Raw genomic sequence first — 25,220 nt, 5'->3', positions numbered from 1 at the left:
GATCCCTCGCATCAAGGGGAGGTGAGGGTGCGCGGTCCGATCACCGCCAGCCAAACATAGCCGCGATAAAGCGTGCGGAAACGGAAGCTTGCGCCGGTTCGGCGAGATTCCGATTCCAGAACTTCGCGCAACGATTCACGCGGCGCGACGTGGAATTTTTTGAGCCAGCCGCGCAGCAACGCGCGGAACCAGCCCGGCAGGCCTTCCTGCTGGCCGAAATCGACGATGTGCAGCGAACCGTTCGGCGACAGAGCGGCAAGGGCCGCCGCCACGGTCTTTTCCCAGCCGGGGATCATCGACAGCGAGTAGGACACGAAGACACGATCGAAGCGTTCGGCACCGAAGAGTGCCTTCGCATCAAAGTCGGTGGCGTCACCCCTAGCCAACAGGACGCGGTCGGACAGGCCTTCGCGTGCAATCGCGGCGCCGGCCGTCTCCAGCATCCCAGCTGAGATGTCGAGGCCGAAGTAACGCGCGTCGGGATAGCGACGCGCGGCCACGATCACGTTGCGGCCGGTGCCGCAGCCAAGTTCCAGCACCGTGCCGCCGGCCGGCACGTCGAGCCCGTCGATCAGTCGGTCGCGGCCGAGAAGGTAGTATTTGCGGGTCAGGTCGTAGATGTGGCGCTGCCAGCGGTAGACGCCGTCCATCAATTCGGCATGGCTGGCCTTGAATTCGGGGCTGGCCGGCAGCTCTGTCGTGTTCATGCCGCACGCTTCACATAGAGGTGGAAGCCGCCATAGATGGCCGAGCGGTCGCGGGCCGAAAATTCCTGCGAAGCCTCGTCCTGATAGTCCCACTGGTCGAGCAGCGAGCTGGAGACGCGGCCCGGCAACAGGCTGGGTTCGGCAGCGGTGCGGAAGATGACGCGGGCGCCGGCCGAAGCGGTGCGAGTGATTTCCGCCCACAGCGCGTTGAGCTGATCGTCGGTCATCCAGTCCTGCGCATCGAGCAGGATGAAGCGGTCGACGGAGCCGGCATCCTTGCCGGCGAGGAATTCGATCAGATTGGCATGGTGGATGGCAACGCGATCGATGTTGCCGCGGATGGCCCCGTAATTCTGTTTTTCGAGATAGGCGGGCAGGGCGGCCTCGCCTGGGTTCGGATAGCGCCGGGCAAAGGCCTGCCAGGCGAAGTAGTTGTTCTCCAGCGGAAAATCGCAAGCGAGTTTTTCCAGCCGGGCTTTCAGCACGCTGGCCATGGTGCCGTCGCCAGAAGTGATCAGCGAATCGTACTGCGCCGGCGGGATGCCGAGGCCGAACAGCGAAGCCTTGCGCGACGTCGCCCATCTCAAAAGCTTCTTGTCGAAGACTGGCGCCAACTCTTCGTTGAAGAAGCGGCGCTGCTCGCCGATGTTCTTGGCCCGCATGATGCCGGCAGGGTCGACGCCGAAGAATTTTGCCGTGCGGTGGCCCATGGCGATGAACAGGCCAAGCAGGCCGGTCTGGTAGAAATTGCGGTCGAAAACGGCGATGCGCCTGCTGCCGCGCCAGTTGCGGCGCTCCCAGTAGTGACGGCTGACAGGATCGAGATGCGGCGCGATGAAACGGTCGTAGGCTGCCGAATTGTGGCTGGTATCAGTGGCGCCGAAGAAGCGGAACAGGTCGCCCTGCGATGGCAAATGGCGCACCGCCTCCAGCTTCATGCGGTTCAGCGCGATGTGCGCGGCGTTGAGGTCGACGGCGTCGACCCGTGCCGGCGAGCGGGTGAGGTAGGCCAGGATGTTGCAGCCGCCGGAGGCGATGGTGACGACGCGGTGGCCCTGGCCAAGCTGCATCGCCTCCATGTCGACATCTGGGTCTTCCCAGATCTGCGGATAGACGAGGCCGGAAAACAGGAAGGCGAACAGCCGCTCCGAAATGCCGGCCTTCGACAGCGGCCGGTTCTGGTAGACGGCCTTTCCAACTTCCTTGCCGCGGCGAAAAACCAGATCTGCGGAAACGTCCGTCATGGCAAGATGATTCCCCATTTGCTTTGCCGCAAGCGGGTAACTCAGGGTCATGACAGGCCGGTGACAGCCTGTTGACGCCTCTTCTTACGGTTTGCCAAACCCGCCCGGCGTCGGTGTCGTCAGGATGACGGCGTCGCCGGCCTGCAGCACTGTCTGGTCGCAGGCTTTCAGCATGTCGATCGTGCCGTCCTTGCGGCGGATCTTGGTCGAGCCGACCTCGCCATCGCCACCGCCGTCCAGACCTTGTGGCGGCCGGTTGCGGTGTGAGGACAGGATCGCGCATTCCATCTTTTCGAGGAAGCGGATGGTGCGCCTGGTGCCGTCGCCGGCGCTCCATCTGCCCTTGCCGCCTGAGTTCTCCCGAATGTGGAAATCCTCGAGCAGGACGGGAAAGCGCAGCTCCAGCACTTCCGGGTCGGTGAGGCGCGAATTGGTCATGTGGGTGTGGACGCCGGAGGTGCCGGCAAAGCCGCGGCCCGAGTTCATCCGGCCGGCCGGCGAGCCGGAGCAGATGGTCTCGTAATATTGGTATGTCTTGTTGCCGAAGGTCAGGTTGTTCATCGTGCCTTGCGCGTTGGCCATGGCGCCCATCGCGCCGAACAACGCATTGGTGACATGCTGTGAGGTCTCGACATTGCCGGCGACGACGGCGGCGGGATAGGCGGGTTTCAGCATCGAGCCGTCGGGAATGATGATGTTGATGGGCCGCAGGCACCCGGCATTCATCGGGATCATGTCCTCGACCATGACACGGAAGGCATAGAGCACGGCGGCGCGGGCGACTGGTTCCGGCGCGTTGAAATTGTTCTTCATGACCGGTGACGTGCCGGTGAAGTCGACGGTCGCCTCGCGCGTCTTCCGGTCGACCGTGATCTTCACCTTGATCACCTGGCCGGTGTCGGTCGGGTATTCATACTCAGAACTATCGGGCAGCCGCTCCAGCACGCGGCGCACGCTTTCGGCGGCATTGTCCTGGACATGGCCCATATAGGCCTCGACGACATCGAGGCCGAAATGCGTGACCATTTTGCGGAGTTCCGCGACACCCTTCTCGTTGGCGGCGATCTGCGCCTTGAGGTCGGCGATGTTCTGGTGCGGGTTGCGCGCCGGATAGCGGTGATCGGTGAGCAGCGTTTCCAGCTCCTTCTCGCGGAATTTTCCACGATCGACGATGCGGAAATTGTCGAACAGCACCCCTTCCTCGTCGACCGTGGTGGCAAGCGGCGTCATCGAGCCGGGTGCCGTGCCGCCGATATCGGCATGATGGCCGCGCGAGGCTGCCCAGAAGAGGATTTCGTGTTTGATATCGTCGAACACCGGCGTCACGACAGTGATGTCGGGCAGATGCGTGCCGCCATTGTAGGGTGCGTTGAGGGCAAAGACGTCGCCGGGATGGATGTCGCCGGAATTCAGCCGGATGATGGTTTCGACCGAACGGTCCATAGAACCCAGATGCACCGGCATGTGCGGCGCATTGGCGACCAGCGCGCCATGGCGGTCGAAGACGGCGCAGGAGAAATCCAGCCGTTCCTTGATGTTGACCGAATAGGCGGTGTTCTGCAGCGTCACGCCCATCTGCTCGGCGATCGACATGAAGAGGTTGTTGAAGACCTCCAGCATGACCGGATCGGCCTCGGTGCCGAGCGCTGCCTGCCGGCGCTTTTTCTCGACACGGCGCAGGAGCACATGGTTCCTGGCGGTGATTTCGGCCTGCCAGCCCGGCTCGATGACGATTGTCTGGTTCGGCTCGATAATCAAGGCAGGTCCCGCAACCCTGTTTCCCGGCTTCAGCGCCTCCCGGCGGAAGATGGATGAAGTGCGCCACTCTCCCTCGGTGAAGATTTCGCGGGTTTGCGAAGGGCTTGCGGCAAGGTCCTCGGTTTGCGATTCAGTTTCGTCGCGGCCGGTGCCGCCGGTGTCGGTGCCTTCGACGCCAACGGTCTCGACGATCATCGGCTTGTCGTCATAGACGAAACCGAACTGCGCCTTGTGGGCGATTTCAAAATCGCGCCTGGCCTGGAAAATCGAATCCGCCTCGAAATTCACAGGCAGTGTCGTGTCGGTGCCGTCATAGCGAATGTGCAGCACCGGCTTCGTGGCGACCGTATCCTCGCCGATGCCTTGCGCCGCGAGCTCGGCGATGACGGCTTCTCTCAAGCTGGCAATGAGGTTGCCGATCTCCGTTCTGGACTCTTCGGCAAGCGGCTTGAGCAGCGCCTGCTGTCGCGAGGCAAAGACCGAGGACAGGCCGATGCCATAGGCCGACAGCAGACCTGAGAAGGGATGGATCAGCACCGCTTCCATGCCGAGCGCATCGGCGACCAGGCAAGCGTGCTGGCCGCCGGCGCCGCCAAAACAGTTCAGGAGATATTCGGTGACGTCGTAGCCGCGCTGCACGGAGATCTTCTTGATGGCGTTGGCCATGTTCTCCACGGCGATGGTGACGAACCCTTCGGCGACAGTCTCGGGCGACCGGCCATCGCCGATTTCGGCGGCGAGTGCGGAGAATTTTTCGCGCACTGTGTCGACGTCGAGCGTCTGGTCCTGGCCGGGCCCAAAAATCGCCGGAAAGAAATCGGGCTGCAGCTTGCCCAGCATCACATTGGCGTCGGTGACGGCGAGCGGGCCGCCGCGCCGGTAGGCTGCCGGGCCGGGATTGGCGCCAGCCGAATCCGGTCCGGCACGGAATCGGCCGGCCTCGTAGTGCAGGATCGAACCGCCGCCGGCGGCGACGGTGTGGATGCGCATCATCGGCGCGCGGATGCGCACGCCGGCGACCTCGGTGTCGAAGGCACGTTCGTATTCGCCGTCATAGTGGGCGACGTCGGTGGAGGTGCCGCCCATGTCGAAGCCGATGACCTTGTCGAAGCCGGCGAGCCTGGCTGTCTCGACCATGCCGACAACGCCGCCGGCCGGTCCTGACAGCAATGCGTCCTTGCCCTGGAACATGTCGGCGGCGGTGAGGCCGCCCGACGACATCATGAACATGAGATGAGGCTGGTGCGGCCCCTCGGCGGCACTGCTGGCGCCGCTTCCAACAATCCCCAACTCTCCCGCAACCCTTTGCACATATCTCGACAGGATCGGCGACAGATAGGCGTCGACCACCGTGGTGTCGCCGCGGCCGACCAGCTTGATCAGCGGCGAGACCTCATGGCTGACCGAGACCTGGCCGAAACCAAGTTTGCGGCAGACCTTTGCCACCGCCTTCTCGTGGTCGGGGTATTTCCAGGCATGCATGAAGACGATGGCGACCGCATCGATACCATCGGCCCTGGCCTGTTCGATCGCCGGCCGGCAGGCGGCGATGTCGAGCAATTGTTCGACGCAGCCATCGGCGCGCACACGCTCGTTGATTTCGATGACGCGCTCGTAGAGCTGTTCGGGAAGAATGATCTCCTTGGCGAAGATGTCCGGGCGCGCTTGGTAGGCGATCTTCAGCGCATCGCGAAAGCCCTTGGTGATGAGCAAAAGCACGCGGTCGCCCTTGCGCTCCAGCAGCGCATTGGTGGCGACTGTGGTGCCCATCTTGATGTCGCCGATCAGGCCGCTCGGGATCGTGTCGCCGGCCGACAAGCCAAGAAGGTCGCGAATGCCCTGGATGGCGGCATCGCTATAGGCTTCGGGATTTTCGGAGAGAAGCTTGCGCGGGTGCAGCCCGCCTTCCGGATCTCGGCCGATGATATCGGTGAATGTGCCGCCGCGGTCGATCCAGAAATCCCATTTTTCGGTCATGACAGCCCCTGGCGCTCTTCTGTTCGATCTGTGGTTCGGCACATGCTGTTAGTTCGCCACGGCCTGAGCGGCAATCGCAAATGAACCAGACGATGTTACATGCGGAAACGCAACGTTACGAAACTCATGGCCGTCTGACGCATTTGTCCTTCGACCGCTCACGGCAACGTGAGCGTGTGTTGAAGGAGAGACAAAATGAAAAAGCTCATTCTCGCGTCCGTTTCCGGTTTGGCGTTGCTTGGCGTCGCCGCCTGCAGTGACAGCGGTACGGACAACACCACCACCCAGAGCACCAATCCGCCGGCCGCCGAGGAACCGATGAAACCGGCTACTCCGGAAGCCACGCCGCCGGCCGCGACGCCTCCGGCAACGGATAATTCGACTACGAAGAGCATCACACCCGAGAAGCCTGCCGAGCCGGCTCCGGCAACACCAGCTCCTGCGCCCGCGCAGTAGTGAGCAAGCGGTACTTCGTGTGATGAATGAGGAAGGCCGGCTCGCGCCGGCCTTTCTCATATTGTCCGAGCGCCGTGGCTAATCCCTCTTGCGCGTCGGATCGATTTGTCGTGCAGAGCCTGCGGCACTGTCCCGGCTTGATAGGAGGGGGCGGTGGCTCTAAGAAGCAGGCCATGTCGATTTGGGATCGCCTCGGCGAATTCATCACCCGCGTTTCATCCTCAGCCTCGTCGGGTGTCGCCGACGTCGTCGAGGCTGTGCGCACGGTTTTCTCCGGCGATGCGGATTTGCGCCGGCGTGTCGCCTTTTCGGTGGCGATGATCGCGCTGTCGGCCAAGATGGCCAAGGCCGATGGCATCGTCACCCAGGACGAGGTGCGCGCCTTCCAGGAAATATTCGAAGTGCCGCCAAAGGAGACGCGCAATGTGGCGCGGCTGTTCGATCTCGCCCAGCGCGACGTGGCCGGTTTCGAGACCTATGCCGAGCGGATGGCGCAGATGTGCGGTTCGGGGCATTCCAATTGCGTGATGCTGGAAGACATACTCGACGGTCTGTTCCACATCGCCAAGGCCGACGGCCTGGTGCATGAGCACGAAGGGCTCTTCCTGCACCGCATCGCCGAGATTTTCCGCATCGACGAAGCGCATTACGAGGCCATCATGGCGCGGCACGTCAATCTCGGCGCCGGGGATCCCTATGTCGTGCTTGGCATCGAGCGCGGCAAGTCGTTCGACGAGGTCAGGAAACGCTATCGCAAGCTGGTTTCCGACAACCATCCCGACCGGCTGATCGCGCGTGGCCTGCCTCAGGAATTCATCAAGATAGCGACGACCAGGGTGGCGGCGATCAACGCCGCCTACGAGATGATCGAGCGGGGCCTGCGCCACGCATGAGCGGCTTTCTGCCCGACGAGCCACGTGCCGAAGTCAGGGTATCGCCGAACTTCGGCCCGCGGCGCGAGACACCCAGGCCTGACATGATCGTGCTGCACTACACCGGTATGGCGACCGGCGCCGGGGCCGAGGCCTGGCTTTGCGATCCGGCCAGCGAGGTCTCGTCGCATTATCTGGTGCACGAGAATGGCCATGTCGTGCAGATGGTCAGGGAAAGCGACCGCGCCTGGCATGCCGGAAAGAGTTCGTGGTTCGGACGTGCCGACATCAATTCCTGTTCCGTTGGCATCGAGATCGTCAATCCGGGACATTCTCTGGGCTATCCTGGTTTTCCCCGGCGGCAGATCGATGCGGTGATCGGGCTGTGCCGGGGGATCGCCGGTCGGCATTCGATCGCCGCCGAGCGGGTACTCGCGCATTCCGACGTTGCGCCGGGGCGCAAAATCGATCCCGGCGAGAAGTTTCCGTGGCGGACGCTGTTCGAGGCCGGCGTGGGCCATCTCGTGGCGGCCGCACCCGTCAGGCGAGGCGCCACTCTGACAACCGGCGATACCGGCGGCGATGTCGAAGCGTTGCAGTCGATGCTGGCTCTCTACGGCTATGGCGTTGAAATATCCGGGATTTTCGACCGGCAGACGGAGGCGGTGGTAGAAGCTTTCCAACGACATTTCCGGCCGCGCAAGGTGGACGGCGTTGCCGACGGCTCGACGCTGCGGACGCTGCAAAGGCTGCTTGCTTCCGTGAGGCGCTAAGCTCCGGGAGGCCCCTCCCAAGCAATTCTTTCCAATCCTTAAGTTACAAGCTGTCACTCAAAGTGACTTGCCTGGCCTTGTTTGACACCAATTCGGGCGTCAAACGGCTGGCGTGTAGATGTCGGACCCCAAGCCCCCCGGGTTGTTCCGACGTTGGTTAGGCGTTGCTGCGTGAACATCTTCGCGCGGTTCAGACAGAACAGGATCACATGCAGAAATTTACCGTTTTAACGGCAGCTCTTGCTGCCGGCGTAATGACTTTTGCCTTCAGTGCGGCGCATGCAGCGTCATTCAGCCCGCGGGCCGATCAAGGGTTTCCCGTGATGTCCGCAAAAAGCGGCAAGGCAGGCCACGACGCCAAGGCAACAAAGCGGGCTTCCGCCAAGGCGGAGACGAAGCGGGCTTCCGCCAAAGCGGAAAAGGCAAGCTGGTCCAAAGCGAAGAAGTCCACCGCCAAAAGGCAGACGAAGCGCGGCCGCAAGACCGTCGACATGACGGCAACGGCGTCGATCGGAGTCCGGAACGCGGCGGCATCGACGGCGGCGGTGGCCAGCAGTGGTCAGTATTCCGCTATCGTTGCACGCTATGCGGCGATCGAAGGCGTGCCGGTGTCGCTCGCCACGGCGGTTATCAAGATCGAAAGCAACTATCGGCCCAACATCGTCGGCAGCGCCGGCGAGATCGGCCTGATGCAGATCAAGCCTGCAACGGCTCGGATGATGGGCTATAGCGGCTCCGCCAAAGGCCTGTTCGATCCCGACACCAACATCAAATACGGCATGAAATACCTTGCCATGGCACGGAGCCTCGGTGGCGGCACGACCTGCGGCACGATTCTGAAATACAATGCCGGCCACGCCGCAACGCGGATGAACCCCGTCTCGGCAGCCTATTGCGGCAAGGTCAAGGTGCAGATGGCCGCGCTGGGATCGCCCGCATAAGTCTGCTTTTTCGTTTGCGTTTTTGGGCGTGAACCCCTTTATACGCTCTGCCAGCTGGCTGGGCGGCCGCACCCGCAAACGCCGAAAGGTCGTGGGTGAGGAAAGTCCGGGCTCCATGGAAACACGGTGCCGGTTAATGGCCGGCGGGGGCGACCCCAGGGAAAGTGCCAAAGAAAGAAAACCGCCACGATCCGGCTTGCCGGATTCGGGGTAAGGGTGAAAGGGTGGGGTAAGAGCCCACCGCGCGACTGGCAACAGGAGCGGCACGGTAAACCCCACCGGGAGCAAGACCGAATAGGGACGGTGCGAGGGGAAACCCTCGAGGGCTGTTTCCGGCTCACCGTCCGGGTAGGTTGCGTGAGGCGCATGGCAACATGCGCCCAAGATGAATGGCCGCCACGTTCTCGCCTCGCAAGGGGCGGGGGCCATACAGAACCCGGCTTACAGGCCAGCTGGCAATTTTTCTCCCCCGATATCAAGAGAAACCTCTTGAAATCAGCAGGTTGCGCCCTCGGGCGCGCCTGCTGATTCAAGGTCTCTTGTTGCCTGGTCAATTCACCGTCAACCCAGGCCAGAGAGGCTTTCCTTGAAAGCGGTGCGATTAAATCGTACCACGCCGGTGAATAGAATAAGGAGCCACTCATCGGTCAGGTCGACAAACGCAGCATTACGCTTTCGCCGGAACTGGCGGCGGCGGTCGACGATGTGGTCGCCGCCGGCGAATACGCGTCGGCGAGCGAGGTGATCCGCGACGCGCTTAGGCAATGGAAGGACCGACGCGACCTCTTCGGTTATACGATCGAGGAGTTACGCAGACTGGTGCAAGAAGGGATCGATAGCGGGCCGGGGCGGTTTGCGTCAATGGATGAAATCAAGGCCGAGGCGCGCAGACGCTTGCGATCCGATGACGCAGCATGAGTTTGTTGCCTATCGTCCGGGCCGCGCGTGCTGAAGACGACCTGATCGGCATCTGGCTTCATATTGCGCACGACAACGAAGTTGCAGCCGACCGGTTGCTCGATCGCTTCGAGGCACGGTGGCAACAGCTGGCAACTTACCCTTTCTCAGGCGCACCGCGCGATGATTTTGCGCCCGGCATCCGTCATCTGGTCGTTAGCGACTATCTCACATTGTATAGGTCGGCGACGACGCGATCGAGATCATTCGCGTGCTGCATGGCAAGCGCAAGATCGAAGCCGATGACCTGAACCCGTAACCGATCCGCTCACCCGCTGATTTTGTCCAGCGACGTCTCGATCGCCTTCCAGAGCTCGTCCACCGGTTCGCAGCCAACCGAGAGGCGAACGAAGCCAGCGGAAACCGCATCGCCTCGCTTCAAGCGCCGCTCGGCGGAGGTGTGGACGCCGCCGAAGGATGTCGCGGCCTGCATCAGTTCGCAATTGTTGATAAAATCCTCGGCCTTGTCCTCCGAGGCGAGCTCGAAAGAGATGAGGAAACCGAAGCGCTCCATCTGGGCGCGGGCAAGGTTGTGCGACGGATCGCCTTCCAGTCCAGGATAACGCAGGCCGCTGATTGCCCTGTGGCCCTGCAGCCGCCGCGCGATGACCTCCGCCGAGGAACACATGCGGTCGAAGCGCACATCCAGTGTTTCGAGGCCGCGATGCACCAGCCAGGCCTCGAACGGCCCGGGAATGCTGCCGGAAACCTCGCGCCAGCCGGTCACGGCGGCGATGATATCGGCGTTGCGGCTGGCCACATGGCCGAACAGCACGTCGGAGTGGCCATTGGGTGCCTTGGTGTCGGCGGCAACGACAACATCGGCGCCATGGTCGAGCGGCCGCTGGCCGAAGGGCGTCATGGTCGTGTTGTCGACGACAAGGATCGCGCCGGCTTTGTGAACAGCATCGGCAACGGCGGCGATATCGCAGATATCCAGCCCCGGATTGGCAGGGGTTTCGACAAAGGCGAGGCGATAGCCATCGAAGCCGCCATCGAGGAAGGTCGAGGTCGGCCTGACGTCGTAGGTGATGCCGAGCGGCTTGAGGAAGCGTTCGGCCAGCGCTCTTGTCGTGTGGTAGCCGTCCGAAGGCAGCAGGATACGGTCGCCGGCTTTGAGCACGGCAAAAAACGCCGCCGAGATTGCCGCCATTCCGGAAGGGAAGGCGACGCAGGGCGCGTCCTCCAGATGGGCCAGCATATGTTCAACCGCATCCCAGGTCGGGTTGCTGAAGCGGCCGTACTGGTTGAAGCCGGTAGCGTCGCCGGGCGCGTGAAAAATGGCGGCCATGGTCAGCGGCAGCGGGATGGAATCGCCCATTGCAAGCCGGCTGCGACGCAAATGGGGAAGTGCTGCCGCGCGTGACTTTGCTGTTTCAGACATCGAATTTCCAACCCTGTTTGCGACCGACGAGATTTGGCGAGACGCTATGCCCGGTAGCGGTTCGCGGCAAGGCGCGTCCGGTTGGGCCAGACGGCTCTAAACGCTTCGTTAGGCTTAATAGACCATAAAGACGAGACGTGCCGTCACGGCTGCTCTCCTTGGTCGCGGCGCGCGTGTTTGTGAAGCCTATTCCCGTTGACGCCCATAGTGTCCCATGATACCCCATCTAGACATCAAAGCCTTCGTTCCGTGTCAGGGTAAAGCGTACGCCAATCGAGCAGCCGCGGCGGCTGCGCGTTTGCCGGTTTTTGCTTGTGCGGACGAGGCTGATATGGGGCAGGGAGCGCGCTGCGGCGGCGCGTGCGACAAGATGGAGAGGGGTGCGGCGGCGCAAGCGGCTGCAGTGTTCAATGGACCGGTTTCTGTCAAACACGGTGAGCAGGATCGATGCGAAGGGACGGGTGTCCGTTCCCGCGCATTTCCGTGCCGTCGTGCAGAAGCGCGGCTATTCGGAACTCTATGGGCTGCGCTGCCTGGATCTGCCGGCGATGGATGTCGGCGGGCTCGATCTGCTCGACCGCTACGAGCAGCGCATAGCGCTCGAGGATCCCTTCCTGCAGACAGCGGACGATATGTCGTTCTTCTGCCATGGCGACGGAACCTTCTTGAAGCTCGACCAGGATGGCCGCATCACGATGAGCGATTTCCTGCGCGAACACACGGGCATTTCGGCCGAAGTGGCCTTTGTCGGGCGCGGCAATTTCTTTCAGATCTGGGAGCCGGGACGGCTTGCCGCCTATGGGGCGCAGGCGCGCGCACGGCTTTTGCAGCTTCGGCAGGGGACGAAGCCTGGGGAGCGACCGGAATGACGGCAGGCCACGGCGATGACCTTCCTCGCGCCGTAGATGGGCACGCCGTTGGCGGATCGGCCCGCCACATTCCGGTCCTCCTTGCCGAAGTGCTCGAAGCGCTGGCGCCCGCGCAGGGCGACATCATCATCGACGGCACGTTCGGCGCCGGCGGCTATACCAAGGCCATTCTGGCAACGGGCGCCTCGGTGGTGGCGATCGACCGCGATCCGGACGCAATCGCTGCCGGGCGCGATCTGGAAGCGCAGTCGGGCGGCCGGCTGCGGCTGGTGCAGGCGCCGTTCTCGACGCTGGACGAACATGTCGAGAGCGCCGACGGGATCGTGCTCGACATCGGCGTGTCCTCGATGCAGCTCGACCAGGCGGAGCGCGGGTTTTCGTTCCGCGCCGACGGACCGCTCGACATGCGCATGGCGCAATCGGGCCTCAGCGCCGCCGATGTCGTCAATTCCTTCAAGCCAGGCGATCTTGCCCGTATCTTCGGCTTCCTCGGCGAGGAGCGCCATGCCGGACGCATCGCCCGGATGATCGAGGCGCGCCGCGAAAAGCGTCCGTTCGAGCGCACGCTGGAACTCGCCGACGCCATCGAGACGCATGTCGGTCGCGCCCCGAAGGACAAGATCCATCCGGCGACGCGTGTCTTCCAGGCGCTGCGCATCTTCGTCAATGACGAGCTTGGCGAACTGGCCAAGGCCTTGTTTGCCGCCGAACGCGCTCTGAAACCGGGCGGACGGCTCGCCGTGGTGACGTTCCATTCGCTGGAAGACCGCATCGTCAAGCGTTTCATCGCCGACCGGGCAGACGTCGCGACCGGCTCGCGTCACCTGCCCGAGGCGCATGCGCGCACCGCGACCTTCCGCAAGGCGGGTGGCGGCGAGACGGCCGGCGATGCCGAGGTGGCGGCCAATCCGCGCGCTCGTTCGGCCAGGCTGCGCGCGGCGATCCGCACCGAGGCGCCGGCGCGCAGCAGCGACTTTTCGATTTTCGGCCTTCCAAAGCTTCCCGGCCCAACACTTCCCGGTACAGGCCGGCCGGGGGAGAGGTAGCTAAGTGTTTCGTACCAGCGACATTGTCCTGATCGCCGTCATGGTTGCGGTCGCGGCCCTTACCTACAAGGCCAAGCGCGAGGCCGAGGAACAATTGGCTTCGGTGCAGAAGATCCATGCGCAGATACGCTATGAGGAGGACACGATCGACCTGCTCAAGGCCGACTGGAGCCTGCTTACCCAGCCGTCGCGGCTGCAGAAGCTGACTGAACTCTACAAGTCGCAGCTCGAACTCGAGCCGGTCAGCGCTCGCCAGATCGGCGGCATCGGCGACCTGCCGGCCAAATCCCTTGACATCCAGGACATCCTGTCGGGACGCCAGGGCGGCATGGCCGACAATTCGGGCGGCAAGGCGCCGTCGGACGGCAGGGATCCCGTGGTGACCGGAGGCATCGCCCAATGATCGGCAAACTGCTGAAGCGTCGCGCCAGGACGAGTGTAGATGGATCGATCGTGGTCGAGGGCGCCCGCAAGGCGACCGGCGGCAAGGGCAGGACACGCATCGTGATGACGATGGCGGTGTTCTTCGGCATCTTCTCGACCATATCAGGGCGGCTGGTCTATCTCGGCTTCCAGACCCCCGATATGTCGGGCGGTCCGCAGAGCCGGGTGACGGCATCACGGCCCGACATCGTCGACCGCAACGGCGAAGTGCTGGCCACGGACATCAAGACGGCGTCGCTGTTTGCAGAACCGCGCCGGATTGTCGACGCCGACGAGGCGATCGAGAAGCTGTCGACGGTGCTTCCGGACATCGACTATGAGCAGACCTACCACAAGCTGAAGAGCGGCGCCGGCTTTGTCTGGCTGCAGCGGCAGCTGACGCCCAAGCAGCAGTCCGACATCATGCAGCTCGGCATTCCCGGTTTCGGCTTCCGTACCGAAAAGCGCCGCTTCTATCCGAGCGGCGAGACCTCGTCCTACATTGTCGGCCTCACCAACATCGACAACCAGGGCATCTCCGGAATGGAGAAATATGTCGACGAGCAGGGGCTGAGCGACCTGCAGGCATCGGGCCTTGCCATTGCCAAGGATCTCAAGCCGGTAAAGCTTTCGATCGATCTGCGCGTGCAGCATGTCGTGCGCGACGAAATCGCCGCCGGCCTCGAGCGCTATCGTGCCATGGGCGCCGGCGCCGTTGTGCTCAACGTCAAGACCGGCGAAGTGGTGGCCATGGCCTCGGTGCCGGATTTTGATCCGAACAATCCCTACAATGCACAGGACAAGGACCGGCTGAATCGCATGTCGGCGGGCCTCTACGAGATGGGGTCGACCTTCAAGAGCTTCACCTCAGCCATGGCGCTCGATTCCGGCAAGGCGACGATGGCGAGCCGCTTCGATGCTTCGCATCCAATCCGGGTCGGCCATCAGGCCATTCACGATTTCCATGGCAAGAACCGTGTGCTGTCGTTGCCGGAGGTGTTCCTCTATTCGTCCAACATCGGGTCGGCCAGGGAAGCCGAGATGGTCGGCATCGAGGGGCATCGCGAATTCCTGCATCGTCTTGGTATTCTGGACAGGATGCAGACCGAATTGCCGGAGACTGCCCGTCCGACTGAACCGAAGGTCTGGAAACAGGTCAATTCATTCACCATCGCCTTCGGCCATGGCGTGTCGACGACGCCGCTGCAAGCGGCTGTGGGCTGCGCGGCGTTGATGAATGGCGGCTTCCTGATGAACCCCACCTTTTTGGTGCGGACGCAGGCCGAAGCAATGGCCACCGCTAAGAGAGTGGTGAGCGAAAAGACCGTCGAAGGCATGCGCTACCTCTATTCGCTCAATGCCGAAAAGGGCTCTGCCAGAAACGCCAGAGTCCCCGGCTACCGCGTTGGCGGCAAGACCGGAACGGCCGAGAAGGTCGTCAATGGCCGCTACTCGAAGGATTTGAATTTCAACACCTTCGTCGCCGCCTTCCCGATGGACGATCCACAGTATCTGGTGTTTACCATTGCCGATGCCCCGCACCCGGAAAAGCCCGGCATGACGGATGTCGCGGCCGCGAATGCCGGGGTTATGGCCGGCAATATCATCAGGCGTTCAGCTGCCATGCTTGGCGTGAAGCCAGATTTCAGCCATGAAAATGGTGCAACGCTGGTTTCCTATCAGTGATTCTTAGGGCGCGCCGGCAACAGCGCGCTATTTTGTTGCGGTGAACGGGACTCGATGAAGCTCAGAGATCTAGCCGGTATCCTGCCCGTCGAGGGAATAGCTTCCGTCGATCTGGAGGTTACAGGGATTTCTTCGGATTCCCGCCAGGTAAAACCGGGCGTTGTCTTTTTTGCGCTCGCCGGAACCAAGGCCGATGGCGCCGTTTATGCCGCAGATGCCGCCGCGCGCGGTGCGGCCGCGATCGTGGCGGGCAAGGGCAGCACCATTGCCGGGCTCCCGGTTCCGGTGCTGGCGGTCGACGATCCGCGCCTGGCGCTGGCGCTGAGTGCGGCACGCTATTTCGGCAAGCAGCCTGAGATCATGGTCGCGGTGACCGGTACCAGCGGCAAGACGTCGGTCGCTGCCTTCACCAGGCAGATCTGGGAGCAGGCCGGCTATGCCGCCGCTTCGATCGGCACCACCGGCGTCGTGGCGCCGGGCCGTAACGATTATGGCTCGCTGACGACGCCTGATCCTGTCGCCCTGCATCAATTGCTGCGGGAATTGGCCGATGCCGGCGTGACCCACGCCTCGATGGAAGCTTCCAGCCATGGGCTCGACCAGCGCCGCCTCGACGGCGTGAAGCTGGCCGCCGGCGGCTTCACCAATCTCGGCCGCGACCATATGGACTATCATCCGACCGTCGAGGACTATCACCGCGCCAAACTGCGCCTGTTCGACACGCTGCTGCCGAAAGGCGCGCCGGCCGTCATCTTTGCCGACGATCCGTGGTCGGCGCCGACCATAAAGGCGGCGCAGGCCGCCGGGCTTGATGTGCTGACAGTTGGCCGTCATGGCGATTTCCTCAGGCTGAAGCGGGTCGAGCACGAGCGCCATCGCCAGCGCGCCGAAGTCGAGGCCGATGGCGTGCTCTACGAGATCGACCTGCCGCTGGCCGGTGATTTCCAGATTTCGAACGCGCTGGTTTCGGCGGGTCTTGCCATCTCCACGGGAACATCTGTCGCCAAGGCCTTGATGGCGTTGGAGAAACTGAAGGGCGCGCCGGGCCGGCTCGACCTCGTCGGCACCACCGGCAATGGCGCGCCGGTCTATGTCGATTATGCCCACAAGCCCGACGCGCTCGAAAACGTGCTGTCCTCGGTGCGCCCATTCACCACCGGCCGCATCATCGTCGTGTTCGGCTGCGGCGGCGACCGCGACCGCGGCAAGCGACCGATCATGGGCGAGATTGCGACGCGACTTGCAGATGTCGTCATCGTCACCGACGACAATCCGCGCTCCGAAGTGCCGGAAACGATCCGCGCCGCTATTTTGGCCGCTGCTCCAGGTGCCATCGAAATCGGCGACCGGCGCCAGGCGATCTACGAAGCGGTCGCCATGCTGCATGCCGGCGACACGCTGATCGTGGCCGGCAAGGGCCATGAGGAGGGCCAGACGGTCGGCTCCGAGACCTTGCATTTCTCCGATCACGAGGAAGTCCGCGCGGCACTCACGGAGCGTGCCGCATGAGCTTGCTGTGGACCTCCGAGGCGCTGGTTGCCGCCATGGACGGGCGGCCGCTCGGGCCGATGCCGGACGGCATTTCAGGCATTTCGATCGACAGCCGCAGCCTGCAGCCGGGCGACGCCTTCTTCGCCATCAAGGGCGAGGCGATGGACGGCCATGACTTTGCAACTGCCGCCATCAAGGCCGGCGCCGGCGTGCTGGTGGTGGCCGAAGGCAAGCTGCCGTCGCTTGGGCGGCTGACAGCGCCGATCATCGTCGTAGAGGACGTGTTGGTCGCGCTGGAAAAGCTCGGAGTTGCGTCGCGCGCCCGCTCGAGCGCGAAAATCATCGCTGTGACCGGTTCGGCCGGCAAGACCACCACCAAGGAAGCGCTGCGCCTTGTGCTGCAAGCCGTCGGCAAGGTGCATGCCTCGGCGCAGTCCTTCAACAATCACTGGGGCGTGCCGCTGACTTTGGCACGCATGCCTGATGATTGCGACTATGCCGTGTTCGAGATCGGCATGAACCATCCCGACGAGATCCGTCCGCTGGTCAAGATGGTGAGGCCGCATGTCGCCATCGTCACCATGATCGCGGCCGCCCACCTTGGTTTCTTCCGCAATCTGGACGAGATCGCCAAGGCAAAGGCCGAGATTTTCGAGGGGCTGGAGCCCGAGGGGGCCGCCGTCCTCAACCGCGACGATGCGCGCTTCAAGCTGCTCGACAAGATGGCCCATGCCGCCGGGGTCGAGCACGTCTACGGCTTCGGCGAGAATGCGCGCTCCACCTTCAAGCTTACCAAATGCGAACTGCATGCGGATCATTCCGACATCATCGCCAGGATCGGCGGCCACGAAGTGACGGCGCGGATTGGCGCGCCCGGCCGCCATATGGTGCAGAACGTGCTGGCGGTGCTGGGTGCGGCGCATCTGGTCGGCGCCGATCTCGACAAGGTGGCTTCAGCACTGACCGATCTCTCCGCCGAGCGCGGGCGCGGCAAGCGCCATATGCTGCGCCATTCGGGTGGCTCGACTTCGAGCCACCCGGGAGGGTCGATCACGCTGATCGACGAGAGCTACAACGCCAATCCGGCATCGATGGCTGCTGCCATGGCATTGCTCAACGCGACGCCTGTGACGGGCGAGGGCCGCCGCATCGCCGTGCTCGGCGACATGCTCGAACTCGGCGACCATTCGGCCAAGCTGCATGCGGCCCTTGCCGATCTCATCGTCGGCACGGGCACGCGGACCGTCTTCCTGGGCGGCCCGGAAATGCGGGCGCTGGCCGAAGCGCTGCCGGCTGAGATCGAGACGGAATACCGCGCCGGTGTCGAGGAACTGAGGCCGGTGCTGCTTGCCGCGCTTAAGCCGGGTGACGTGGTGATGATCAAATCGTCGAAGGGCATCGGTTTTGCAAAACTGGTCGATGCGCTGCTGGGCAAGTTCCCGGCTGAATCGACAGCCAGAAAACAGACCTAGGTCGGGGGACGAAAAGCGCATGTTTACACTGCTCGTCGATTTTGCGGACAAGGTCTCGGTCTTCAATGTCTTCCGCTACATCACATTCCGCACCGGCGGGGCGCTGATCACGTCGGCGCTGATCGTCTTCATCTTCGGACCGACCATCATCAATTCGCTGCGGCTGCGGCAAGGCAAGGGTCAGCCGATCCGCGCCGACGGGCCGCAGACACATTTCAAGAAGGCCGGCACGCCGACCATGGGGGGGCTGATGATCCTGTCGGGCATCATCGGCTCGTCGCTTTTGTGGGCGAACCTGTCGAGCATCTATGTCTGGGTGGTTCTGCTGGTGACGCTGGGCTTCGGCTCGATCGGCTTTTACGACGACTATCTGAAGGTGACCAAGCAGTCGCATCTCGGCTTTTCCGGCAAGGCACGGCTGGCGCTTGAATTCGTCATCGCCGGCATCGCCGCCTGGGTGATCATGCACAATGGCCAGGCGCCGTTCTCGTCGTCGCTGACATTTCCCTTCGCCAAGGAATTCATCGTCAATCTCGGCTGGTTTTTCATTCCGTTCTCCTGCTTCGTCATCGTCGGCGCCGGCAATGCGGTGAACCTGACCGACGGCCTGGACGGGCTGGCGATCGTGCCGATCATGATCGCGGCGGCCTCCTTCGGCGTCATCGCCTATCTCTCGGGCAATGCGGTGTTCGCCGAATATCTGCAGATCCATTTCGTGCCCGGCACCGGCGAACTGGCGGTCGTGCTTGGCGCGGTCATCGGCGCTGGCCTGGGCTTCCTCTGGTTCAATGCGCCGCCTGCGGCGATCTTCATGGGCGACACCGGATCGCTGGCCATGGGCGGCCTGATCGGCACCGTCGCGGTTGCCACCAAGCACGAGATCGTCCTGGTCATCGTCGGCGGATTGTTCGTCGTCGAAATCCTGTCCGTCATCATTCAGGTCGGCTACTTCAAGATGACCGGCAAGCGGGTGTTCCTGATGGCGCCGATCCACCATCATTTCGAAAAGCTCGGCTGGACCGAAAGCCAGGTGGTGATCCGCTTCTGGATCATCGCCGTCATCCTGGCGCTGGTCGGCCTGTCGACCCTCAAGCTGAGATAGGAGGCCCATTGATCCCCGCCGCATCCTTTTCAGGCAAGCGCGTTTCGCTCTTCGGGCTCGGTGGCTCGGGGATCGCGACGGCGCGTGCGCTGATTGAGGGCGGTGCGGACGTGCTGGCCTGGGACGACAATCCCGACAGCGTGGCCAAGGCCGCCGTTGCCGGTATCGCGACCGCCGATCTGCGCGGCGCCGACTGGGCTGGCTTCTCGGCCTTCGTGCTGTCGCCGGGTGTGCCGCTGACGCATCCCAAGCCGCATTGGACGGTGGAACTGGCGCGCGGTTCAGGCGTCGAGATCATCGGCGACATCGAGCTTTTCTGCCGCGAGCGGATGCTGAGCGCGCCTACGGCGCCTTTCATCGCCATCACCGGCACCAACGGCAAGTCGACGACGACCGCGCTGACCGCGCACATCCTGAAAGCCGCGGGACGCGACACCCAGATGGGCGGCAATATCGGCCGCGCCGTGATGACGCTCGATCCGCCCGAGCCCGATCGGCATTATGTGGTCGAATGCTCGTCCTACCAGATCGACCTCGCGCCCTCGATCAACCCGACGGCCGGCATTCTGCTCAACCTGACGCCCGATCATCTCGACCGCCACGGCACCATGCAGCACTACGCCGCGATCAAGGAGCGGCTGGTGGCCGGCAGCGAGACGGCTATCGTCGGCATCGACGATTCCTGGTGCGCTCAGATTGCCGAGCGGCTGGAGCGGGCGGGGCGGCATGTCATCCGTATTTCCAAGCGCCTGCCGCTGACCGACGGCTATTTCGCCGACGGCAGCAACCTGATGGAGGCGGTGCACGGCCGTTACAGCCGTGTCGCCTTCCTCGAAGGCATCGGCTCGCTGCGTGGCCAGCACAATGCGCAGAACGCGCTGGCAGCGGTCGCCGCCTGCCTCAAGGTCGGGCTGGCGCTTGGCGAGATCCAGTCGGGGCTGGAAAGCTTTCCCGGCCTTGCGCATCGCATGGAACAGGTCGGCCGCAAGGACCATGTGCTGTTCATCAACGATTCCAAGGCGACCAATGCCGATGCTGCGGCGCCGGCGCTGTCCAGCTTCGCGCGCATCTACTGGATCGCCGGCGGCCTGCCCAAGGAAGGCGGCATCGAACCCTTGCGCGGCTTCTTCCCGCGCATCGCCAAGGCCTATCTTATCGGCGAGGCCGCTCCCGCCTTTTCGGCGACGCTGGGCGAGGCAGTTCCCTACGAGATTTCAGGCACGCTGGCCGCGGCGGTCGAGCATGCCGCGCATGATGCGGCTAAGGACGACAGCGGCGAGGCGGTGGTGCTGCTGTCGCCGGCCTGCGCCAGCTTCGACCAGTTCAAGAATTTCGAAGTCCGCGGCGAAGCCTTCAGGCAAGCTGCGAATGCTATCGAGGGTGTGAAACCCATCGGAGGGGCACGATAATGCAGAGCCGTCTCGACAAAAGCCCGGTTGCAACCTGGTGGTGGACGATCGATCGCTGGTTCCTGGCGGCGTTCCTGTCGCTGATGGGCCTCGGCATCGTGCTGTCCTTCGCCGCCAGCCCGGCGGTGGCCGAGCGTATCGGCCTCGACAGCTTCCACTTTGCCACCAGGCAGATCATCTTCACCGTGCCGGCGCTCGGCGTCATGCTGGCCGTTTCCTTCCTCGATTCCCGGCAGATCCGGCGCATGGCGCTGATCATGCTGTGCCTGATGCTGGTGCTGATGGTGGCGGTGCTCTACATCGGCGTCGAGGTCAAGGGCGCGCGCCGCTGGGTGTCGCTTGCCGGCCTGTCGATCCAGCCGTCGGAATTCCTGAAGCCGGCCTTCGTCATCATGTGCGCCTGGCTTTTCGCCGAGCACAAGCGCCAGCCCGACATTCCGGGCAATCTGTTCGCCATGCTGCTGCTGGTGCTGGTCGTGTCGCTGCTGGTGGCGCAACCGGACCTTGGCCAGACCATGCTGACGACCGGCACCTGGGGCATCATGTTCTTCATGGCCGGGCTGCCCTGGCTGTGGATCGTCGCGCTCGGCGCGGCGGGCGTCGGCGGCGTCTTTGCCGCCTATACGGTGTTCCCGCACGTTGCCTTGCGCATCGACAAGTTCCTCACCGGCGAGGGCGACACGTTCCAGGTCGACATGGGGCGCGAAGCGCTGATCAATGGCGGCTGGTTCGGTGTCGGACCGGGCGAGGGCACCGTCAAGCGCGTCATCCCCGACAGCCATGCCGACTTCGTCTTCTCGGTCGCGGGCGAAGAGTTCGGGCTGATCATGTGCTTCTTCATCATGTCGATCTTCGCCTTCATCGTGCTGCGCGGCCTCAACACGGCGCTGAAGGAGCATGATGATTTCACCCGCTATGCGGTCGGCGGCCTCGTCACGGTGTTTGGCCTGCAGGCGGTCATCAACATGTGCGTCAACCTCCAGCTCGTGCCGGCCAAGGGTATGACGCTGCCGTTCATCTCCTATGGCGGCTCCTCGCAGATCGCCATCGCCATCTCGATGGGCATGGTGCTGGCGCTGACACGCAAGCGGCCGGAAAAGCGCAAGCAGATGGGCTTTGGCCTGTCGCAACGCGCCGTGCCGGCGGAGTGATATGGCCAGAGGCGTCATCCTTCTCGCGGCAGGCGGCACTGGTGGGCATCTTTTCCCGGCCGAGGCGCTGGCGCATGAGCTGAACGAGCGCGGCTGGTCGGTGCATCTGGCAACCGACGATCGTGCCGAGCGTTTCGCCGGCCATTTTCCGGCCGCCGCCATCCACCCGATCCGGTCGGCGACGATGGGCTCGAAAAACCCTTTTGCCCTGCTTGGCGCCTTCTGGAAAATCTGGCGGGGCGTGCGCCAGGCCTCCGCGGTCATCGCCAGGATCAAGCCGGATGCGGTCGTCGGCTTCGGCGGCTATCCGACCCTGCCGCCGCTCTACGCGGCGACACGGCGCAAGGTACCGACCCTGATCCATGAGCAGAACGCGGTGATGGGGCGCGCCAACCGGGCGCTGGCCGGCCGTGTCGACGCCATCGCCGGCGGCTTTCTGCCGCAGGACACCAGTGCTGCCGGCATCAAGACGGTGATGACGGGCAATCCGGTCAGGCCTGCCGTGCTGGAAGCGGCCAGGACGGCTTATGCGGCGTCGACCGGAGAGCAGCCGTTCCGCCTTCTGGTGTTCGGCGGCAGCCAGGGCGCCCAGTTTTTTTCCGATGCCGTGCCGGGAGCCATTGCGCTGCTTTCCGATGCCCAGCGCAAGCGGCTGGTGATTACCCAACAAGCTCGCGCCGATGACGTGGCGCGGGTCAAGGCGGCCTATGCCGCGCTTGGCGTCGCCGTCGAGGTCTCGCCCTTCTTCACCGACATGGCGGCACGCATGGCGGCCGCTCATCTGGTGATTTCGCGTTCCGGCGCCTCGACCGTTTCGGAGATCGCCGTCATCGGCCGGCCGGCGTTGCTGGTGCCTTACCCCTATGCGCTCGATCACGACCAGGCGGCGAACGCGGCAGCCCTTGCCGCTGCCGGCGGCGGCGAAGTGCATCCGCAATCCTCGCTCTCGCCTCAACGGATCGCAGCGCTCATTGGCGAGCTGATGGACGACCCCGATCGGTTGACGGCGATGGCGGCGGGCGCGAAATCGGCCGGCAGGCCGGACGCGGCACGGTTGCTCGCTGATCTCACAGAGGCTATTGCGTCCAAAAAAACCATTTCGGATTTCAGGAAGGGGACGCAAGCATGAAGATGCCGCAGACCATCGGCCTTGTGCATTTCATCGGCATCGGCGGTATCGGCATGAGCGGCATTGCCGAAGTGCTGCACAATCTCGGCTACAAGGTGCAAGGGTCCGACCAGGCCGAAAGCGCCAATGTGCAGCGGCTGCGCGACAAGGGCATCGAATGCTTCGTCGGCCACAAGGCCGAGAATCTTGGCGATGCCGAGGTTGTCGTCGTCTCGACGGCCATCAAGAAATCCAACCCGGAGCTGAAGGCCGCGCGCGAAAAGCTGTTGCCGATCGTGCGCCGGGCCGAAATGCTGGCCGAGCTGATGCGCTTTCGCCAGGCGGTGGCGATCGGCGGCACGCATGGCAAGACGACGACGACCTCGATGGTGGCGACGCTGCTCGATGCCGGCGGGCTCGATCCGACCGTCATCAATGGTGGCATCATCAACGCCTACGGCACCAACGCGCGCATGGGCGACGGCGAATGGATGGTGGTCGAGGCCGACGAGAGCGACGGCACTTTCCTCAAGCTGCCGGCCGAAATCGCTGTCGTCACCAACATCGATCCCGAGCATCTCGATCACTATGGCAGCTTCGACAAGGTGCGCGAGGCGTTTCGCCAGTTCGTCGAGAACGTGCCGTTCTATGGTTTTGGCGTGATGTGCACCGACCATCCCGAGGTGCAGGCGCTGGTCAGCCGCATCGAGGACCGCAGGGTCATCACCTATGGCGAGAATGCGCAGGCCGACGTGCGCTTCACCAATCACCGCATGGCAGGTGCCATTTCGGAATTCGACGTGGTGATCCGCGACCGCAAGACCGGCGGCCAGGCGACGATAGCAGGCCTGCGCCTGCCGATGCCCGGTCGTCACAACGTCTCCAACGCGACGGCAGCGATCGCGGTCGCGCATGAGCTTGGCCTCTCTGCCGAGGCGATCAAGAAGGGCCTGTCGTCCTTCGCCGGCGTCAAACGCCGCTTCACCCATACCGGTTCGTGGGACGGCGTCGAAATATTCGACGATTACGGCCACCATCCGGTCGAGATCTCAGCGGTGCTGAAGGCGGCGCGCAGCGCCACCCAGGGTCGCGTCATCGCCATTGCCCAGCCGCATCGCTTCACCCGGCTGCATGATCTGTTCAACGAGTTTTCCACCTGCTTCAACGACGCCGACACGGTGATGGTGGCGCCGGTCTATGCGGCCGGCGAAGAGCCGATCGACGGCGTCAGCTCGGACGCGCTGGTGTCGCGCATCCGCGCCGGCGGTCATCGCGACGCCCGCTACATCGAGGGCCCGGCGGCGATTGCCCCCATCATCCGTGATCTGGCCAAGCCGGGCGATTTCGTCGTCTTCCTTGGCGCCGGCAACATCACCCAATGGGCCTATGCATTGCCCAAGGAGCTTGGCGGGACCGTCTCATGATGCACGGCCAGGCCCTGATCGACAGACTGGGCGACCGGCTTGCCGGCTTGCGCGGCCGCCTGACGCCGAACGCCGAGATGGACAAGATCACCTGGTTTCGTGCCGGTGGCCTGGCTGAAGCGCTGTTCCAGCCGGCCGATGAGGAGGATCTTGCAGCGTTCCTCAAAGCCGTTCCCGAAGAAATACCACTGACCGTCGTCGGCGTCGGCTCGAACCTTCTGGTCCGTGATGGCGGCATTGAGGGCTTTGTCATCCGGCTTTCGGCCAAGGGCTTCGGCGAGGCCGAGGTGATTTCGCCGATCAGGATCAAGGCGGGAGCCGCGACCCCCGACAAGCGCGTCGCAGCGGTGGCGCTCGAGGCCGGCATTGGCGGCTTTCATTTTTACCACGGCATTCCGGGTGCAATCGGCGGTGCGCTGCGGATGAATGCCGGCGCCAACGGCGTCGAGACGCGCGAGCGCGTCGTCGAAGTGCGGGCGCTCGACCGCAAGGGCAATGTGCAGACGCTGAGCAATGCCGATATGGGATACGCCTATCGCCATTCAGCAGCGCCCTCCGGGCTGATCTTCACCTCGGCCGTGTTCGAGGGCTTTGCCGAGGACAGAGCGGCGATCAAGGCGGCGATGGAGGCCGTGCAGAACCATCGCGAGACCGTGCAGCCGATCCGCGAGAAGACCGGTGGCTCGACCTTCAAGAATCCGGACGGCACGTCGGCCTGGAAGGAGATCGACAGAGCGGGCTGCCGCGGCCTGATGATCGGCGGCGCGCAGATGTCGCCTATGCATTGCAACTTCATGATCAACACCGGAACCGCGACCGGCTACGACCTTGAATATCTCGGCGAGACGGTGCGCACGCGGGTGCTGGAGAATTCCGGCATCCGTCTGCAATGGGAAATCAAACGCATCGGCAATTTCCGGCCGGGGCATGCTGTCCAGGAGTTTCTCGGGCAGCTTCTTTAAGGCGCATC

General features: G+C 63.6%; 22 protein-coding genes and 1 other RNA gene. 19 read left to right on the top strand and 4 right to left on the bottom strand.

Annotation, left to right across the window (positions count from 1 at the left end; translation table 11 throughout):
- Positions 1-11 precede the first annotated feature (11 nt).
- The 3 genes from EOA16_RS23185 to EOA16_RS23175 are packed head-to-tail and all read right to left on the bottom strand — an operon-like array spanning position 12 to position 5,686.
- Complete coding sequence (locus EOA16_RS23185) at positions 12-707, bottom strand: class I SAM-dependent methyltransferase (RefSeq protein ID WP_127260321.1); 696 nt, start codon at positions 705-707, stop codon at positions 12-14.
- A complete protein-coding gene (locus EOA16_RS23180; RefSeq protein WP_127260320.1) occupies positions 704-2,002 on the bottom strand; it encodes a DUF3419 family protein in 1,299 nt (432 codons plus the stop codon). The genes EOA16_RS23185 and EOA16_RS23180 overlap by 4 nt, the downstream gene beginning before the upstream one ends.
- Positions 2,003-2,035: 33 nt before the next feature.
- The gene (locus EOA16_RS23175) at positions 2,036-5,686 is read right to left on the bottom strand and encodes a hydantoinase B/oxoprolinase family protein (protein WP_127260319.1); all 3,651 of its coding nucleotides are present in this window, start codon (positions 5,684-5,686) and stop codon (positions 2,036-2,038) included.
- Between the two features lie 195 nt (positions 5,687-5,881).
- On the opposite strand from EOA16_RS23175, the gene EOA16_RS23170 reads away from it, so the two are divergent.
- The 7 genes from EOA16_RS23170 (at position 5,882) to EOA16_RS23140 (ending at position 9,936) form a co-directional block, all read left to right on the top strand.
- A complete protein-coding gene (locus tag EOA16_RS23170) occupies positions 5,882-6,142 on the top strand; it encodes a hypothetical protein (protein ID WP_013530943.1) in 261 nt (86 codons plus the stop codon).
- Positions 6,143-6,315: 173 nt separating this feature from the next.
- Positions 6,316-7,035, top strand: a complete 720-nt coding sequence (locus tag EOA16_RS23165) for a DnaJ family molecular chaperone (protein ID WP_127260318.1) — start codon at positions 6,316-6,318, stop codon at positions 7,033-7,035.
- Positions 7,032-7,787 (top strand): N-acetylmuramoyl-L-alanine amidase, encoded by a 756-nt coding sequence (locus EOA16_RS23160; RefSeq protein ID WP_127260317.1) that lies wholly within the window; start codon positions 7,032-7,034, stop codon positions 7,785-7,787. Before EOA16_RS23165 ends, EOA16_RS23160 begins: the two co-directional genes overlap by 4 nt.
- Before the next feature lie 209 nt (positions 7,788-7,996).
- Positions 7,997-8,728 carry a transglycosylase SLT domain-containing protein gene (locus EOA16_RS23155; RefSeq protein WP_127260316.1) on the top strand — a complete coding sequence of 244 codons (732 nt, stop codon included), beginning with the start codon at positions 7,997-7,999 and terminating at the stop codon, positions 8,726-8,728.
- A gap of 50 nt (positions 8,729-8,778) precedes the next feature.
- An RNA gene (rnpB, locus tag EOA16_RS23150) (RNase P RNA component class A) lies at positions 8,779-9,188 on the top strand.
- 182 nt (positions 9,189-9,370) lie between these two features.
- Positions 9,371-9,646, top strand: a complete 276-nt coding sequence (locus EOA16_RS23145) for a type II toxin-antitoxin system ParD family antitoxin (RefSeq protein ID WP_127260315.1) — start codon at positions 9,371-9,373, stop codon at positions 9,644-9,646.
- Complete coding sequence (locus EOA16_RS23140) at positions 9,643-9,936, top strand: type II toxin-antitoxin system RelE/ParE family toxin (protein WP_245456004.1); 294 nt, start codon at positions 9,643-9,645, stop codon at positions 9,934-9,936. The genes EOA16_RS23145 and EOA16_RS23140 overlap by 4 nt, the downstream gene beginning before the upstream one ends.
- Before the next feature lie 17 nt (positions 9,937-9,953).
- Here EOA16_RS23140 and EOA16_RS23135 read toward each other — a convergent pair whose 3' ends face one another.
- Positions 9,954-11,069 carry a cystathionine gamma-lyase gene (locus EOA16_RS23135; protein WP_127260314.1) on the bottom strand — a complete coding sequence of 372 codons (1,116 nt, stop codon included), beginning with the start codon at positions 11,067-11,069 and terminating at the stop codon, positions 9,954-9,956.
- A gap of 410 nt (positions 11,070-11,479) precedes the next feature.
- Between EOA16_RS23135 and mraZ the strand changes: the two genes are divergently transcribed.
- Genes mraZ through murB form a run of 12 tightly spaced genes read left to right on the top strand, consistent with a single transcriptional unit; the run spans position 11,480 to position 25,212 of the window.
- The gene (gene mraZ, locus EOA16_RS23130) at positions 11,480-11,938 is read left to right on the top strand and encodes a division/cell wall cluster transcriptional repressor MraZ (RefSeq protein ID WP_127260313.1); all 459 of its coding nucleotides are present in this window, start codon (positions 11,480-11,482) and stop codon (positions 11,936-11,938) included.
- Positions 11,935-12,984, top strand: coding sequence for a 16S rRNA (cytosine(1402)-N(4))-methyltransferase RsmH (rsmH, locus tag EOA16_RS23125; RefSeq protein ID WP_127260312.1), 1,050 nt, complete (start codon positions 11,935-11,937; stop codon positions 12,982-12,984). The genes mraZ and rsmH overlap by 4 nt, the downstream gene beginning before the upstream one ends.
- A 4-nt stretch (positions 12,985-12,988) precedes the next feature.
- Positions 12,989-13,387 (top strand): hypothetical protein, encoded by a 399-nt coding sequence (locus EOA16_RS23120; RefSeq protein WP_127260311.1) that lies wholly within the window; start codon positions 12,989-12,991, stop codon positions 13,385-13,387.
- Positions 13,384-15,093 (top strand): penicillin-binding protein 2, encoded by a 1,710-nt coding sequence (locus EOA16_RS23115; RefSeq protein ID WP_127260310.1) that lies wholly within the window; start codon positions 13,384-13,386, stop codon positions 15,091-15,093. Before EOA16_RS23120 ends, EOA16_RS23115 begins: the two co-directional genes overlap by 4 nt.
- A 54-nt stretch (positions 15,094-15,147) precedes the next feature.
- The gene (locus tag EOA16_RS23110) at positions 15,148-16,602 is read left to right on the top strand and encodes a UDP-N-acetylmuramoyl-L-alanyl-D-glutamate--2,6-diaminopimelate ligase (RefSeq protein WP_127260309.1); all 1,455 of its coding nucleotides are present in this window, start codon (positions 15,148-15,150) and stop codon (positions 16,600-16,602) included.
- Positions 16,599-18,056: a UDP-N-acetylmuramoylalanyl-D-glutamyl-2,6-diaminopimelate--D-alanyl-D-alanine ligase gene (locus EOA16_RS23105; RefSeq protein ID WP_127260308.1), complete on the top strand. Its 1,458-nt coding sequence runs from the start codon at positions 16,599-16,601 to the stop codon at positions 18,054-18,056. Before EOA16_RS23110 ends, EOA16_RS23105 begins: the two co-directional genes overlap by 4 nt.
- A gap of 19 nt (positions 18,057-18,075) precedes the next feature.
- Entirely contained in the window at positions 18,076-19,158 is a 1,083-nt protein-coding gene (gene mraY, locus EOA16_RS23100) for a phospho-N-acetylmuramoyl-pentapeptide-transferase (protein ID WP_013530954.1), read from the top strand.
- Between the two features lie 8 nt (positions 19,159-19,166).
- Positions 19,167-20,567 carry a UDP-N-acetylmuramoyl-L-alanine--D-glutamate ligase gene (murD, locus tag EOA16_RS23095; protein ID WP_127260307.1) on the top strand — a complete coding sequence of 467 codons (1,401 nt, stop codon included), beginning with the start codon at positions 19,167-19,169 and terminating at the stop codon, positions 20,565-20,567.
- Positions 20,567-21,718, top strand: a complete 1,152-nt coding sequence (gene ftsW, locus EOA16_RS23090) for a putative lipid II flippase FtsW (protein ID WP_027034940.1) — start codon at positions 20,567-20,569, stop codon at positions 21,716-21,718. Before murD ends, ftsW begins: the two co-directional genes overlap by 1 nt.
- Position 21,719: 1 nt before the next feature.
- The gene (gene murG, locus EOA16_RS23085; protein WP_127260306.1) at positions 21,720-22,847 is read left to right on the top strand and encodes an undecaprenyldiphospho-muramoylpentapeptide beta-N-acetylglucosaminyltransferase; all 1,128 of its coding nucleotides are present in this window, start codon (positions 21,720-21,722) and stop codon (positions 22,845-22,847) included.
- Entirely contained in the window at positions 22,844-24,250 is a 1,407-nt protein-coding gene (murC, locus tag EOA16_RS23080; protein WP_127260305.1) for a UDP-N-acetylmuramate--L-alanine ligase, read from the top strand. The genes murG and murC overlap by 4 nt, the downstream gene beginning before the upstream one ends.
- Complete coding sequence (murB, locus tag EOA16_RS23075; protein WP_127260304.1) at positions 24,247-25,212, top strand: UDP-N-acetylmuramate dehydrogenase; 966 nt, start codon at positions 24,247-24,249, stop codon at positions 25,210-25,212. The genes murC and murB overlap by 4 nt, the downstream gene beginning before the upstream one ends.
- Positions 25,213-25,220: the final 8 nt, after the last annotated feature.

The organism is Mesorhizobium sp. M7A.F.Ca.US.008.03.1.1, from assembly GCF_003997495.1.
In the GTDB taxonomy this organism is placed as follows: domain Bacteria; phylum Pseudomonadota; class Alphaproteobacteria; order Rhizobiales; family Rhizobiaceae; genus Mesorhizobium.
The sequence above is the reverse complement of the archived record's forward strand: the minus strand, read 5'-3'. Positions and strand labels throughout refer to the sequence as shown.